Source organism: Amycolatopsis umgeniensis (assembly GCF_014205155.1).
GTDB classification, from domain to species: Bacteria; Actinomycetota; Actinomycetes; order Mycobacteriales; family Pseudonocardiaceae; genus Amycolatopsis; species Amycolatopsis umgeniensis.
Genome location: NZ_JACHMX010000001.1, coordinates 2,782,393 through 2,795,389, shown reverse-complemented (window position 1 = coordinate 2,795,389; position 12,997 = coordinate 2,782,393). Strand labels below are relative to the sequence as shown.

The 12,997-nt window shown below is 67.8% G+C and carries 15 protein-coding genes; 11 read left to right on the top strand and 4 right to left on the bottom strand.

All coding sequences use genetic code 11. From position 1 onward, the window contains the following. Positions 1 to 33 precede the first annotated feature (33 nt). Positions 34 to 606: a cob(I)yrinic acid a,c-diamide adenosyltransferase gene (locus HDA45_RS12675; protein ID WP_184894911.1), complete on the bottom strand. Its 573-nt coding sequence runs from the start codon at positions 604 to 606 to the stop codon at positions 34 to 36. 61 nt (positions 607 to 667) lie between these two features. Between HDA45_RS12675 and murA the strand changes: the two genes are divergently transcribed. Next, positions 668 to 1,942: a UDP-N-acetylglucosamine 1-carboxyvinyltransferase gene (gene murA / locus HDA45_RS12670; RefSeq protein WP_184894910.1), complete on the top strand. Its 1,275-nt coding sequence runs from the start codon at positions 668 to 670 to the stop codon at positions 1,940 to 1,942. A gap of 116 nt (positions 1,943 to 2,058) precedes the next feature. Here murA and HDA45_RS12665 read toward each other — a convergent pair whose 3' ends face one another. Then, positions 2,059 to 2,685, bottom strand: a complete 627-nt coding sequence (locus HDA45_RS12665; RefSeq protein WP_184894908.1) for a LysE family transporter — start codon at positions 2,683 to 2,685, stop codon at positions 2,059 to 2,061. Positions 2,686 to 2,800: 115 nt separating this feature from the next. Here HDA45_RS12665 and HDA45_RS12660 point away from each other — a divergent pair, with 115 nt between their 5' ends. The 8 genes from HDA45_RS12660 (at position 2,801) to ehuA (ending at position 9,744) form a co-directional block, all read left to right on the top strand. Then, entirely contained in the window at positions 2,801 to 3,316 is a 516-nt protein-coding gene (locus HDA45_RS12660) for a hypothetical protein (RefSeq protein WP_184894906.1), read from the top strand. 4 nt (positions 3,317 to 3,320) lie between these two features. After that, entirely contained in the window at positions 3,321 to 3,854 is a 534-nt protein-coding gene (locus HDA45_RS12655; protein ID WP_184894904.1) for a hypothetical protein, read from the top strand. 72 nt (positions 3,855 to 3,926) lie between these two features. Beyond that, positions 3,927 to 4,493 (top strand): YdbT family protein, encoded by a 567-nt coding sequence (locus tag HDA45_RS12650; protein ID WP_184894902.1) that lies wholly within the window; start codon positions 3,927 to 3,929, stop codon positions 4,491 to 4,493. A gap of 81 nt (positions 4,494 to 4,574) precedes the next feature. Beyond that, positions 4,575 to 6,596, top strand: coding sequence for a methylmalonyl-CoA mutase family protein (locus HDA45_RS12645; RefSeq protein WP_184894901.1), 2,022 nt, complete (start codon positions 4,575 to 4,577; stop codon positions 6,594 to 6,596). 117 nt (positions 6,597 to 6,713) lie between these two features. Further along, positions 6,714 to 7,607, top strand: a complete 894-nt coding sequence (gene ehuB, locus HDA45_RS12640; protein ID WP_184894899.1) for an ectoine/hydroxyectoine ABC transporter substrate-binding protein EhuB — start codon at positions 6,714 to 6,716, stop codon at positions 7,605 to 7,607. Positions 7,608 to 7,620: 13 nt separating this feature from the next. After that, positions 7,621 to 8,316, top strand: a complete 696-nt coding sequence (gene ehuC / locus HDA45_RS12635; RefSeq protein WP_184894897.1) for an ectoine/hydroxyectoine ABC transporter permease subunit EhuC — start codon at positions 7,621 to 7,623, stop codon at positions 8,314 to 8,316. Then, positions 8,316 to 8,972: an ectoine/hydroxyectoine ABC transporter permease subunit EhuD gene (ehuD, locus tag HDA45_RS12630; RefSeq protein ID WP_101610230.1), complete on the top strand. Its 657-nt coding sequence runs from the start codon at positions 8,316 to 8,318 to the stop codon at positions 8,970 to 8,972. Before ehuC ends, ehuD begins: the two co-directional genes overlap by 1 nt. Positions 8,973 to 8,979: 7 nt before the next feature. Next, positions 8,980 to 9,744, top strand: coding sequence for an ectoine/hydroxyectoine ABC transporter ATP-binding protein EhuA (ehuA, locus tag HDA45_RS12625; protein WP_184905552.1), 765 nt, complete (start codon positions 8,980 to 8,982; stop codon positions 9,742 to 9,744). Positions 9,745 to 10,084: 340 nt separating this feature from the next. Here ehuA and HDA45_RS12620 read toward each other — a convergent pair whose 3' ends face one another. Beyond that, entirely contained in the window at positions 10,085 to 10,645 is a 561-nt protein-coding gene (locus HDA45_RS12620) for a cysteine hydrolase family protein (protein WP_184894895.1), read from the bottom strand. A gap of 71 nt (positions 10,646 to 10,716) precedes the next feature. Here HDA45_RS12620 and HDA45_RS12615 point away from each other — a divergent pair, with 71 nt between their 5' ends. Next, positions 10,717 to 11,736, top strand: coding sequence for a GlxA family transcriptional regulator (locus HDA45_RS12615; protein WP_184894893.1), 1,020 nt, complete (start codon positions 10,717 to 10,719; stop codon positions 11,734 to 11,736). Then, positions 11,676 to 12,449 (top strand): enoyl-CoA hydratase-related protein, encoded by a 774-nt coding sequence (locus HDA45_RS12610; protein WP_184894891.1) that lies wholly within the window; start codon positions 11,676 to 11,678, stop codon positions 12,447 to 12,449. Before HDA45_RS12615 ends, HDA45_RS12610 begins: the two co-directional genes overlap by 61 nt. A 4-nt stretch (positions 12,450 to 12,453) precedes the next feature. Here the strand turns inward: HDA45_RS12610 and HDA45_RS12605 are convergent, their stop codons facing one another. Continuing rightward, positions 12,454 to 12,993: an NUDIX domain-containing protein gene (locus HDA45_RS12605; RefSeq protein WP_184894889.1), complete on the bottom strand. Its 540-nt coding sequence runs from the start codon at positions 12,991 to 12,993 to the stop codon at positions 12,454 to 12,456. Between the last annotated feature and the right edge of the window lie 4 nt (positions 12,994 to 12,997).

The following is a 12,997-nucleotide window of genomic DNA, read 5'->3' as shown; positions in this document are numbered from 1 at the left end:
GCGACTACCGCGATCAGGTGCCGAATTGCGTCGTCAGGAGGCGCCGCCGGGCTGCCACAGGATGTCGCCGTCCGGATTGGCCAGTCGCGACAGGATGAACAGCAGGTCCGAAAGCCGGTTCAGGTACTTCAGCGCGAGCTGGTTCGTCGTCGTGGGTTCGGCCTCGAGCAGTGCCCATCCGGACCGCTCCGCCCGCCGCGCGACTGTGCGCGCCTGGTGCAGGAACGCCGCCCCCGGGGTGCCACCCGGCAGGATGAACGACGTCAGCTTCGGCACGCGCTCGTTGAACTCGTCGCACCAGCCTTCCAGCCGTTCGATGTACCGCTCGGTGATGCGCAGCGGTTCGTAGGGCGGGTTCTCCACGATCGGCGCGCACAGATCCGCGCCGACGTCGAAGAGATCGTTCTGCACCCCGCGCAGGACGTCCGTGATTTCCCCGGACAGACCGCCCATGGCGAGCGCGAGCCCGATGACCGAGTTGGCTTCGTCGACGTCGGCGTACGCGGACAGCCGCGGCGACGTCTTCGGCACGCGGGAGCCGTCGCCGAGCGCCGTGGTGCCGTTGTCGCCGACCTTCGTGTACACGCGGTTGATGCGAACGACCATGAAGCCGACTCTACCGGCCCGGCGTAAGGCAAATCCGGGCGAGAGGGCATGATTGGCGCCCATGAGCGAGCACTTCGACGTGCACGGCGGAGCACGGCTGGTCGGCGAGGTCGACGTGGTCGGGGCGAAGAACAGCGTCCTGAAACTGATGGCCGCGGCCCTGTTGGCCGAGGGCACGACGACCATCACGAACTGCCCCCAGATCCTGGACGTCCCGCTGATGGGCGACGTCCTGCGCAGTGTCGGCTGCGACGTCGTCATCGACGGCGACACCGCCAAGATCACCACTCCGGCCGAACTGTCGCACCGGGCCGATTCGGCCGCGATGGGCAAGCTGCGCGCGTCGGTGTGCGTGCTGGGCCCGCTGGTCGGACGGCTCAAGCAGGCCGTCGTGGCGCTGCCGGGCGGTGACGCCATCGGCTCCCGTCCGCTGGACATGCACCAGAACGGCCTGCGCAAGCTGGGCGCCACCAGCACCATCGAGCACGGCTGCGTCGTGGCGAAGGCCGACGGCCTGCACGGCGCGCAGATCTGGCTGGACTTCCCGAGTGTCGGCGCCACCGAGAACATCCTGATGGCCGCCGTGCTCGCCGAGGGCACCACGGTCATCGACAACGCCGCGCGCGAGCCCGAGATCGTCGACATCTGCACGATGCTGACCGAGATGGGCGCGAAGGTCGAAGGCGCGGGCACCTCGACCCTCACCGTCGAGGGCGTCGAGAAGCTGAACCCCACCGAGCACCGCGTGATCGGCGACCGGATCGTGGGCGCGACCTGGGCGTTCGCCGCCGCGATGACCCGGGGCGACCTGACCGTCCGCGGCGTCAACCCGCACTACCTCGACCTGGTCCTCGACAAGCTCCGCCTGGCCGGTGCCGAGGTCGAGACGTTCGACGGCGAGGGTTTCCGCATCGTCCAGAACGAGCGCCCGAAGGCCGTCGACTGGGTGACGCTGCCGTACCCCGGCTTCGCGACCGACCTGCAGCCGTTCGCGGTGGCGCTGTCGGCGGTGTCCGAGGGCACTTCGATGATCACGGAGAACATCTACGAGGCCCGTTTCCGGTTCATCGAAGAGATGATGCGGCTCTCCGGCGACGCGCGCACCGATGGGCACCACGCCGTCGTCCGCGGCGTGGAGAAGCTCTCCAGCGCGCCGGTGTGGGCCGCGGACATCCGCGCCGGCGCCGGGCTGGTGCTGGCCGGGCTGTGCGCGGACGGGGTCACCGAGGTCTGGGACGTCTTCCACATCGACCGCGGCTACCCGCATTTCGTGGAGAACCTGAACCGCCTCGGCGCCCGGATCGAGCGAGTCTCGGGCGAACCCGAGCGCGCCTGACTGCAACGGTCCGTGAAGGCCTCCTTGCCTACCCTGAAGGTAGTGAAGGGGGCCTTCATGTACTTCACCGCTCGCCCCACGCCAGTCCGGTGGGTAGGCAAATACGGTCCGTGTGACTAGCCCTCCAGCACGAGCGCCGCGCCGAAACCGACCAGTGCGGTTCCGGTGACGCCGTCGAGCGCGCGGCGGACCTTGCGCCGTTCCAGCCAGGTCCGCACGCGGTGCACGAAGAACAGCAGCATCATCAGCCAGATCGCGCCCAGCACCGCGACGGTGTAGGCGAGCAGCAGCGCGTCCCACGCGGAGGTCTTCACGGGGTCGAGGAACTGCGGCAGCACCGACAGGTACAGCACGAGGACCTTCGGGTTGGTGATGTTGGAGAGGAAGCCTTCACGGAAGCGGCGGAACCCGCTCGACCGCTGCTGCTTCACCGCCGCGAGGCCGGAGTAGTCACCGCGCCACGCGCCGCGCAGCGCCTGGATACCGAGGAAGACCAGGTAGGCGGCACCGACCCACTTGAGCGTCACGAACACCGGCTGCGACTGCGCGATGACGACGCCGAGGCCGAGCGCGGCGGCGGTGCCCTGGACGGAATTGGCCACGAAGATCCCTGCCGTGGCCAGGAACCCGCCGCGGGTGCCGCCGGAGAGAGAGTTCTTGAGCATCACCATCGTGTCCGGCCCCGGCGCGAGGACGATCAGGACGACGATGAGCAGATAGCTGCTGTAAGAACTCCAGGTCACGGTTGTCACGCTAGACGCCGGGCACGGGCGAGTCTCGCGGATTTCGGTCACATTCGCCGGTCACGATTCCGGCAAAGCCCTGTTCAGCGGGATGAAGCGGGCTTATCGTCCGCTCATGTATCTGGGGGATACGGGGCTGTTGCCCGGTGAAAGCCTGCTCTGGGAGGGCGTGCCGAAGCGCGTTCCGGCCGTCGAGAAGAGTGACCTGATCATCGTGCCGGGGCTGCTGTGCATCGGCTTCTGGGTCTACATGGCTTCGCGGACAGGCTCTTCGCCGCTGTTCGTCTACGTGCCGCCGACGGTGATGGTGGTGCTCTGGATCGGCCAGATGGTCATGCGGTACTTCAAAAGGCGGTCGTGTTCGTTCGTCGTGACCGATCGGCGCGTCGTGGTCCGGCGCAAGGGGGCCGACCTCGCGTCGCGGTACCTGGGTGACCTGGGGCCACCGCAGCTGACGGAGCACGCGGACGGAACCGCCACCATCACCTTCGGTGGCGGTGGCCTGTTCACGGGTTTCCGCAGTGGCACGAAAAGCCGTGACGCCGATTCGTCGCTTCCGGAGTTGGTCGGGATCGACGACGCGCGCCGCGTCCGCGACCTGATCGCCACGGCCCAGCATCAGGCGAGGTAGCGCGATGGATCGCATCGACGCCGATCTCGTGCCGGGCGAGCGCCTGCTGTGGTCCGGCAAGCCCCAGCGGATTCCGTTGCTGGTCAAGAACGACTTGATCCTGCTGCCCGCCGTCCTGGTCATCGGTGGCGTCATTCTCGGCGGTGTGCGCAACGGGTTCTCGCCTCTCCTCTGGGGCGTGCTCATGCTGGTCGGGGGCGTCTGGCTCGGCAGGCCGGTCCTCCGGTACGCCGCGTTGCGGACGGCTTCGTACGGGATCACCGATCGGCGCGTCATCGTCTGGACGAACGGGAAAGACGCGGTGGCCCACTACCTGACGGACCTCGGCCCGCCGTACGTCCGCGAGAACCCGGACGGCACCGGGACGGTCTGCTTCAACCTCGCCCCCGCGGACTTCGTCCAGACGACCGGCAGGGGATGGGTGGACCAGTCCTGGTCCGACGTGGGCCTGGATCCGAAGTACCCGGAACTGCTGAACATCGAGCATCCGATGGTGGTCCGCGACCTGATCGCCTCCGCCCAGCAAGGGGACCGCTAGGTCCGTTCGGCCCGAAGGCAACCGACGAACGGACACTGCCGCCCGCCTCGCGGACGGGTAGTGTGCGATGCCATGCATGAGGGGCAGATCGACCTCCTTCCAGGCGAACGGGTCATCTGGGCCGGGACTCCGGTGCGCAGGCCTCTCTTCAATCCCGGCGACTACTTCAACGTCCCCCTCGCCCTGCTCTGGTTGGGCGCCGTGACTCTGTACTTCCTCTACAACCACGAAACGACGTTCCACACGGTCGCGTGGGTCGTGCTCACCGTCGTCGGCGTGTTCCATGTCGTCGGCAGGCCGCTCATCAGGTACCTCAGGCTCGCCTCGACCACCTACGCGGTGACGGACGGCCGGGTCATCGCGACCAGTTCCCTGTTCCGCCGCAAAGAAGAGTCCGCGGAGTTGGCCGGGCTGGCGGATCCCGTGGTCACCCCGGGGCCCGGCAAGACCGGGACGATCACCTTCGGCAGGCTCGGTGTGCTGGCGTGGGCGTCGGCGAACTTCGGCGCCGGTGCCGGGAAGGACCGCAAGCCACCGGTCATCCTTGTGGGTGTCAGCGAGGTGGCGAAAGTGCGGGAAAAGCTCGCGAAAGCCGTTGACGAGGCACGACAGCGCCAGGAGCCGACCGTCGGAGAATGACCCGACTGTGTCCGATTCAACTGCGCGCCCGATGTTACCGGCCGGTACACTCAGACGGTCGTCCAGCGCCGGAGGTGCACCGTGCCCTATCCCACGGACCGTGAACGGGACCGCCCCTGGGTGATGCGGACCTACGCGGGCCACTCGTCCGCGGCCGCGTCCAACGAGTTGTACCGGCGCAACCTCGCCAAGGGGCAGACCGGTCTCTCCGTCGCCTTCGATCTGCCGACGCAGACCGGCTACGACCCGGACCACCAGCTGTCCAAGGGCGAGGTCGGCAAGGTCGGCGTCCCGGTTTCACATCTCGGTGACATGCGGCGGCTCTTCGACGGCATCCCGCTCGCCGAGGCCAACACGTCGATGACGATCAACGCGCCCGCCATGTGGCTGCTGGCGCTCTACGTCTCCGTGGCGCGCGAGCAGGCCGAAGCCGAGGGGCGCGACGTCGACGAAGTGCTGGCCAAGCTCACCGGCACCACGCAGAACGACATCATCAAGGAATACCTCTCCCGCGGCACCTACATCTTCCCGCCGGGCCCGAGTCTCCGCCTGATCACCGACATGATCGCGTGGACCGTGCACCACGTGCCGAAGTGGAACCCGATCAACATCTGCAGCTATCACCTGCAGGAAGCGGGCGCGACGCCGACGCAAGAGGTCGCGTACGCGTTGTGCACCGCCATCGCCGTCCTCGACGCCGTCCGGGATTCCGGGCAGGTCGAGCAGGCCGACATGGCCAAGGTGGTCGCGCGGATCTCGTTCTTCGTCAACGCCGGTGTGCGGTTCGTCGAAGAGATGTCGAAGATGCGCGCGTTCACCGCGCTCTGGGACGAGATCACCCGGGATCGGTACGGCGTAACGGATCCGAAGGCTCGGCGGCTGCGCTACGGCGTGCAGGTCAACTCGCTGGGGCTCACCGAGGCCCAGCCGGAGAACAACGTCCAGCGCATCGTGCTGGAGATGCTCGCGGTCTCGCTTTCCCGCGGCGCCAGGGCCCGCGCGATCCAGTTGCCCGCGTGGAACGAGGCGCTCGGCCTGCCGCGGCCGTGGGATCAGCAGTGGGCGCTGCGGATGCAGCAGGTGCTGGCCTTCGAGACCGACCTGCTGGAGTACGAAGACATCTTCGACGGCTCGCATGTCATCCAGGCCAAGGTCGACGAGATCATGACGGGCGCGCGCGAGGAGATCGCGCGGGTGCAGGATCTCGGTGGCGCTGTCACGGCCGTCGAGACCGGCTACATGAAGTCGCAGCTCGTCACCTCGCTCGCCGAGTTGCGGCGTGGCATGGAGAACGGCGAGCGGATCCTGGTCGGTGTCAACAAGTTCGAGACCACCGAACCTTCTCCGCTGCAGGCCGAGGGTGCGAAGGCGATCGAAACGATCGACCCCGCCGTCGAAAAGGAAGCCGTCACCGCGATCGAGGAATGGCGGGCGCACCGTGACAACGCGGCCGCCGAAGCGTCGCTGGAGAAGCTGAAGGCCATCGCGAAGACCTCGGAAAACCTGTTCGAGGCCACGATCGACTGCGCCCGCGCCGGCGTCACCACCGGCGAATGGTCGGGGGCGCTGCGCGAGGTGTTCGGCGAATACCGTGCTCCCACCGGGGTTTCCGCGTCGGCGACCGCGGGCGAGGGCAGCGAGGAGATCCGCCGCGTGCGCGACCGGATCAAGGCGACGAACACCGAGATCGGCGAACGGCTGCGGATCCTGGTCGGCAAACCCGGTCTCGACGGGCATTCCAACGGCGCCGAGCAGGTGGCCGTGCGGGCGCGCGACGTCGGTTTCGAGGTGGTGTACCAGGGCATCCGGCTCACACCGGAGCAGATCGTCGCGGCCGCCGTCCAGGAGGGCGTGCACGTTGTCGGGCTTTCGGTGCTCTCGGGTTCGCATCTCGAGGTCGTGCCGCAGGTCGTGGACGGCCTGCGGGCCGCGGGCGCGGGCGACATCCCGGTCATCGTCGGCGGCATCATCCCGCCCGACGACGAGAAGCTCCTTCTGGAGCGTGGGATCGCGAAGGTGTTCACGCCCAAGGACTACGAACTCACCGACATCATGGACGGAATTGTCGGATTGGTGCGGGAGCGCCACGGCCTGAGCACGTAAAGTCACCGTAAATCTCGGTACCGTAACGGCGGTCGGCGAGGGAGTCACTCACATTGCCGGGGCAAAGGTACCCCCCTACGTTTCGATTGAACCGATTAATCGAAAAGGGGTGCGGCTATGGCGCACGGCGAGTGGTCGAGGCGAGAATTCTTCCGGCGGTCGGCCGTTCTGGGGGCGGTGACGATCGGTGGCCCGGTGTTGTTGTCCGCGTGCACGTCGACCTCGTCGGGTGACGCTTTGCAGGCGGCCAAGGACGCGAAGAAGATCAAGATCGGTATCGCGAACGAAGCACCTTACGGTTTCACGGATCAAAGCGGCAAGGTCACCGGCGAGGCACCGGAAGTCGCGCGCGCCGTTTTCAAGGCGATGGGCATCGACAATGTCGAGGCCAGTGCCGTGTCGTTCGACCAGTTGATCCCCGCGCTCAACGCCAGGCAGTACGACATCGTCGCCGCCGGGATGAACATCAAGAAGGAACGGTGCGACGCCGCCGCGTTCTCGATCCCCGACTACTCGGCGCTGACCGCTTTGCTGGTACCGAAGGGAAATCCGCAGCAGATCCTGAAGTTCGAGGACATCGCCGCGAAGAAGGTCAAGGTCGCCGTGCTCTCGGCCGCGGTGGAGAAGGGCTACGCCACGGATTCCGGGGTGGCCGAAGACCAGATCGTCACGCTCGATTCGCAGGACAACATGCTCCGCGCGGTCACCGACGGCCGGGTCTACTGTGCCGCGCTCACCGACATCTCCCTCAAGGACGTGCTGGCGAAGAACGCGGGCGCGGCCGCCGAGGTCACGCCCGGCTTCGATCCGATCAAGAACGGGCAGCCCGTCGTCTCCGCGGGAGCGTTCGTCTTCCGCAAGGACGACAACCCGCTGCGCGAGGCCTTCAACGCCGAACTCAAGAAACTGCACGACAGCGGCGAGTGGACCAAGATCGTGACGCCGTTCGGGTTCTCGGCGGACAACCTGCCGAAGACCGACGTCACCACCGAGAAACTCTGCGCGGTGTAACGGGGCTGACGTCATGTCGTCGTCGGTATCGCATATCATCACTTCCGTCCTCAGTGGACTGACAGCGACCGTCACCGCCGCGCTCGGCGGGATCGCGGTCACCGTCGTGCTCGCGTTGATCGCGGGGCTCGCGCTGAGATCGCCGTCCAGGATCGTGCGGGGGATTTCCCGCGTGTACGTGGAGATCTTCCGCGGCACCTCGGAGGTTGTCCAGCTGTTCTGGCTGTATTTCGTGCTGCCGGTGCTGGTGGGCTTCCAGCTGGTCCCGATGTTCGCCGGGATCCTGGTGCTCGGCCTGAACCACGGCGCGTACGGCGCCGAGATCGTCCGTGGCGCGGTGAACTCCGTTCCGCGGGCGCAGTTCGAAGGCGCCGTCGCGCTCAACCTGACACCCGCCCAGCGGATGCGGCGGGTGATCCTGCCGCAGGCGTTCGCGGAAATGCTGCCACCGTTCAACAACCTGTTCATCCAGTTGCTGAAGAGCACCGCCCTGCTCTCGTTCATCGCCGTTCCGGAGATGGCGCGGCAGGGTGAACTGCTCCGGCCGGTGTTCGGTGCCGAGATCGGCTGGATCTACGGTACGGAACTCGTGCTCTACCTCCTGCTCGCGCTGCTGATCACGAGCGGGATGCGGGCGCTGGAGAGGTTCGCGGCGCGGCGTCTCGGCAGGGCGCCCGCCAAGATGACGGCCACGGCGGGGGGTGTGTGATGGACTGGAGCTGGGAAGCCGCGTTCGACTCGATTCCCCTTTTGCTGGAGGGACTTCTCGTCACCGTCGAGATCACCCTGCTCGCTTCGGTGGTCGGCTACGCGCTCGGCCTGGTGTTCGCGCTGATCCGCCGCACGGGGATTCCCGTGCTGTCCCAGGCGGTGCGGCTGTTCATCGAATTCGTCCGCAGTACCCCGTTGCTGATCCAGGTGTTCGCGATCTACTACCTGGTGCCGCCGCTGACGGGGTTCACGATGTCGGCCTTCCTCACCGGCGTGGTGGCGCTCGGTGTGCACTACGCGACCTATGCGGCCGAGGTCTACCGGGCCGGGATCGAAGCCGTCCCGAAAGGACAGTGGGAGGCCGCGACCGCGTTGAATCTGCCGAGGTCGCGGGTGTGGACGGCGGTCGTCCTGCCGCAAGCGGTTCCGCGGGTGCTGCCCGCGCTCGGCAACTACACGATCTCGATGTTCAAGGAAACTCCGCTGCTGCTGGGGATCGGCGTTCTCGACGTGCTCAACCGGGCGAAAGAGGTGGGCGCCGAAACGTTCCGCGTCATCGAGCCGTACACCCTGGCCGGGGTGCTGTTCCTGCTGGTGAGCCTGCCGGCGTCGATTCTGGTGAGAAGGTTGGAGCGCCGTGCCGCCCACAGTTGATTCCCCGATGATCCGGTTCTCGCAGGTGGTCAAGTCCTATGGCGACCACGTCGTGCTGCGGGACCTCGATTTCACCGTCGCGCCAGGGGAATTCGTCTCGCTGATCGGGCCGAGCGGCTCCGGGAAGACGACGATCCTGCGGTTGCTGATGACCCTGGAGCGGGTCGACGGCGGCACCATCGAGGTCTGCGGTGACCACCTGAGCCATATGGAGCGCGGCGGGAAACTGGTGCCCGCGGACGAGAAGTACCTGCGGACCGTGCGCAAACGGATCGGCATGGTGTTCCAGCAGTTCAACCTGTTCCCGAACATGAACGTGCTGCGCAACATCACCGAAGCGCCGATCCACTCGCTCGGCATCGCACGGGACGAGGCCGAGGCGCGAGCCGTCGAACTGCTGGAAATGGTGGGGCTCTCGGACAAGAAGGACGCGCATCCCACGCGGCTTTCCGGCGGCCAGCAGCAACGCGTCGCGATCGCACGGGCGCTCGCGATGCGGCCGGACGTGCTGCTGCTGGACGAGGTCACCTCGGCGCTCGACCCCGAACTGGTCGCGGACGTCCTGCGCGTACTGCGCGAGATCGCCGCGTCCACGGACATCACGATCCTGTGTGTCACGCACGAAATGCAGTTCGCGCGGGACGTTTCGGATCGGGTGATGATGTTCGACGAGGGTCAGGTGCTGGAGGACGCCGCGCCGGACAAGCTGTTCAGCGAGCCGGAGCACGACCGGACGCGACGGTTCCTCAAGGCCGTGATCGACCGCGCGTGAGGCTTCCGGAGCGTGGTCGGCCGAGCTGGTCGTGAGTGGCGATTCGGGTTAGAGCCGTAGGTGTCTTGGTTACGTACTGGTTTGGGGTCGCGGTTGGTCACGGGGTTCGCCGCGTGTCGTCCGTCTGGACACGGGAGTCCGCGTCCGTGGTGTCGCGAAAGCCACTTTCGGGACGTCTGATGTCCCGAAAGTGGCTTTCGCGACATGTCTGGCCCTCGCTAGCCAGGTAGAGGTCGTGAACGGGCCGGAGGGTGCACCACGACAAAACCCTCGCAACCCTCGTGAGCGGCAAGTCGTGTTAGAACACGAATCGCCACTCACGACCACGGGGACCCCGCTCTCAAAGGTTCGCGAGGATCTCCTTGGTCGAGGTGACCGTGGCGAACCCGCCGCCGTGCAGGTTCGTCGCGGTCGCCTTGGACAGTTCGTCGGCGGTCAGGACGCCGCCGTCCGGCCCGGCGAGGTCGAAGGTGAACGTGGCGTCGAGCGCGAAGGTGACGTCGTAGCCGAGGTTTCCGCCGACACGAGCGGTGGTCTCGCAGCAGAAGTTCGTCTGGATGCCGGCGAGCACGAACGACGTGATGCCGCGCGTCTTCAGCCAGCCGTCGAGGTCGACGTCGCCGTGGAAGGCCGAGTTGACCTTCTTGCCGAACACCAGATCCGCGCGCACGCCGTCGAGTTCGGGCTTGAAGTGGTTGCCCTCCTGGCCGGGCTGCAGCGACGAGCCGGGCTTCACGGAGTCGTGGTGCACCAGCACGATCGGCAGTCCGCGCTCCTGATAGGCGTCGACGAGCGCCTTGATATTGGCTTCCGCGCCGGGATTGTTGCGCGGGCCCCAGACGGGCTTGTCGAAGCCGCGCTGGACGTCGATCACGAGCAGGGCCTTGGTTGCAGTGGTCATGGGTTCGAGTTTCGGGCCTTTTCCCGAGGCAAGGGAGTGGTAGAAGAAGCGCGATGCGGTACTTTTCTGCCATGCGAACCGTGGGCGTGCTCCTCCTGCCGGGTAGCCGGTCCTTCGATCTGGGCGTGATCGGCGAGGTCTGGGGCGTGGACCGCACCGACAGCGGAATCGGCCCGTTCGAGGTCCGGCTCTGCGCGCCCGCCCGTGAGAGGGTCGCCATCCACCCGTTCGGCCAGGTCGAGGCGACACATGGGCTGGGCGGGCTGGCGGGCTGCGATCTCGTGCTCGTACCCGGCAGGGTCGATCCGCACGCCGAGGTGCCCGCGGCCGCCGTCGCCGCGCTGCGCAAGGCCCACCGGGCGGGGATCACCGTGGCGTCGCTGTGTTCCGGGGCCTTCACCCTGGCCGCGGCCGGATTGCTCGACGGCCGGTCGGTCACCACGCATTGGCGGCTGCTGGACGCCCTCGAGACCGCCGCTCGCGACGCGGTCGTCCAGCGGGACGTCCTGTTCACCGACGAGGGTGACGTGCTGACGTCCGCCGGCGTGGTCGGCGGGCTGGATCTTTGCCTGCACCTGGTGCGGCGTGATCACGGCGCCGAGGTCGCGGCCGCGCTCGCCCGGCGGCTCGTGATGCCGCCCGCGCGGGAAGGCGGACAGCGGCAATATGTCGACAACCCGTTGCCGCCGAAGCCGTCGCGGCCGAGTGTTTCGTCCACAATGGACTGGGCGCTGGAGCGGATCGCCGACGACATCGGCGTCGACGACCTCGTCGGGCACGCCGGGCTGAGCGAGCGGACCTTCCACCGCGAGTTCGCGGCGGCCACCGGCGTGACACCCGGACGCTGGCTGCGCGCGCAGCGGGTGCGGCTCGCGCGCCGTCTGCTGGAGACGACGGAGCTCCCCGTAGAGCGGGTCGCGCAGCGCTCCGGCCTCGGCACCGCCGCCAACCTGCGGCGACGGCTGCGGGCCGACGTCGGCGTCGGACCCGATTCGTATCGCCGGACGTTCCGGTCGGTTACCGTCGAAGCATGGCCGAGTACGAGCACATCCTCGTCAAGCGGGACGGCGACACCGTCACGATCACCATGAACCGCGCCGCGCGGCGGAACTCGCTTTCGGCGGATCACCTCGCCGAACTGCTGGCGGCGTTCCGCGAGGCGGGGAAGACCGACGCCACCGGGATCGTGCTGGCGGGCGCCGGGCCGGTGTTCTCGGCGGGACACGACTTCGGCGACGTCGCCGCGCGTGACCTGATGGGTGTGCGTGAACTGCTGCGGCTGTGCACGGATCTGATGGGCACGATGCAGTCGGTGCCGCAGGTCGTCGTCGCGCGGGTGCACGGGCTCGCGACCGCGGCGGGCTGCCAGCTGGTGGCCTCGTGCGACCTCGCCGTCGCCGCCGAATCCGCCGGATTCGCGCTGCCCGGCGGCAAGGCGGGCTGGTTCTGCCACACCCCCGCGGTGCCGGTGGCCCGGTCGATCGGGCGGAAGCGGCTGATGGAACTGGCGCTCACCGGCGACGTCGTCGACGCGGCGACCGCGCTGGACTGGGGCCTGGTGAACCGCGTGGTCCCGGACGGCTCGCTGGACGAAGCCGTCGCTTCACTCCTCGGGCGCGCGACGCGCGGGAGCCGGGCGAGCAAGGCGATGGGGAAGCAGACCCTTTACGCGCAGCTGGACCGGCCCGAGGCCGATGCCTACGCGCTAGCGCTGGAGGTCATGGCTTCGGCGTCGCAACTGCCCGGGGCGCGTGAGGGAATGGCGGCCTTCCTGGAGAAGCGCTCCCCGGAGTGGCCGGACTGAGACCTCAGCCGCGCTCGCGCAGGAGCAGGAGCATGTAGGCGGCCATCGTCAGCGCGTCGGTGATGTCACCCGAAGCGATCATCTTCTCGAACTCGTCGCGTCCGAACCAAGCCGTCCGCATGTCCTGCTCCTCGACCTCGCGCTGGGCCTCACCCTGCGTGAGATCGGTGGCGAGGAACACGTGCCCGCGCTGGCTCGACATACCGGGGGCGACGTCGGTCAGGCCGAGGTCGGTCAACTCGCCCGCGATCAGCCCGGTCTCCTCGCGCAGTTCACGGGCGGCGAGTTCGCGCGGCGGGAGGTCGGCCAGATCGGGGGCGGTGCCCATCGGGAACTCCCACCGCCGCAGGCCGAGCGGATAGCGGAACTGCTCGACCAGGTGAAACCCGTCGTCTTCGTAGGGCATCACCACGGCGAGCGTGGGTTTGTCGATGACGGCGTAGATCCCTTCGGAACCATCGAGCCGCCGGACCGCGTCCTCGCGCACGGTCATCCAGTTGTTCCGGTACACCTCACGCGTGCTGACACGCTGAACGGGGTCCATGCGC

Excerpts from the sequence above, each read along its gene's own strand:
- ehuC (WP_184894897.1), top strand. The coding sequence starts at position 7,621 with ATGTCGTCGTCGGTATCGCATATCATCACTTCCGTCCTCAGTGGACTG.
- HDA45_RS12650 (WP_184894902.1), top strand. The coding sequence starts at position 3,927 with ATGCATGAGGGGCAGATCGACCTCCTTCCAGGCGAACGGGTCATCTGG.
- ehuA (WP_184905552.1), top strand. The coding sequence starts at position 8,980 with ATGATCCGGTTCTCGCAGGTGGTCAAGTCCTATGGCGACCACGTCGTG.
- HDA45_RS12605 (WP_184894889.1), bottom strand. The coding sequence starts at position 12,993 with ATGGACCCCGTTCAGCGTGTCAGCACGCGTGAGGTGTACCGGAACAAC.
- HDA45_RS12610 (WP_184894891.1), top strand. The coding sequence starts at position 11,676 with ATGGCCGAGTACGAGCACATCCTCGTCAAGCGGGACGGCGACACCGTC.
- HDA45_RS12675 (WP_184894911.1), bottom strand. The coding sequence starts at position 606 with ATGGTCGTTCGCATCAACCGCGTGTACACGAAGGTCGGCGACAACGGC.
- ehuD (WP_101610230.1), top strand. The coding sequence starts at position 8,316 with ATGGACTGGAGCTGGGAAGCCGCGTTCGACTCGATTCCCCTTTTGCTG.
- HDA45_RS12655 (WP_184894904.1), top strand. The coding sequence starts at position 3,321 with ATGGATCGCATCGACGCCGATCTCGTGCCGGGCGAGCGCCTGCTGTGG.
- ehuB (WP_184894899.1), top strand. The coding sequence starts at position 6,714 with ATGGCGCACGGCGAGTGGTCGAGGCGAGAATTCTTCCGGCGGTCGGCC.
- murA (WP_184894910.1), top strand. The coding sequence starts at position 668 with ATGAGCGAGCACTTCGACGTGCACGGCGGAGCACGGCTGGTCGGCGAG.
- HDA45_RS12660 (WP_184894906.1), top strand. The coding sequence starts at position 2,801 with ATGTATCTGGGGGATACGGGGCTGTTGCCCGGTGAAAGCCTGCTCTGG.
- HDA45_RS12615 (WP_184894893.1), top strand. The coding sequence starts at position 10,717 with ATGCGAACCGTGGGCGTGCTCCTCCTGCCGGGTAGCCGGTCCTTCGAT.
- HDA45_RS12620 (WP_184894895.1), bottom strand. The coding sequence starts at position 10,645 with ATGACCACTGCAACCAAGGCCCTGCTCGTGATCGACGTCCAGCGCGGC.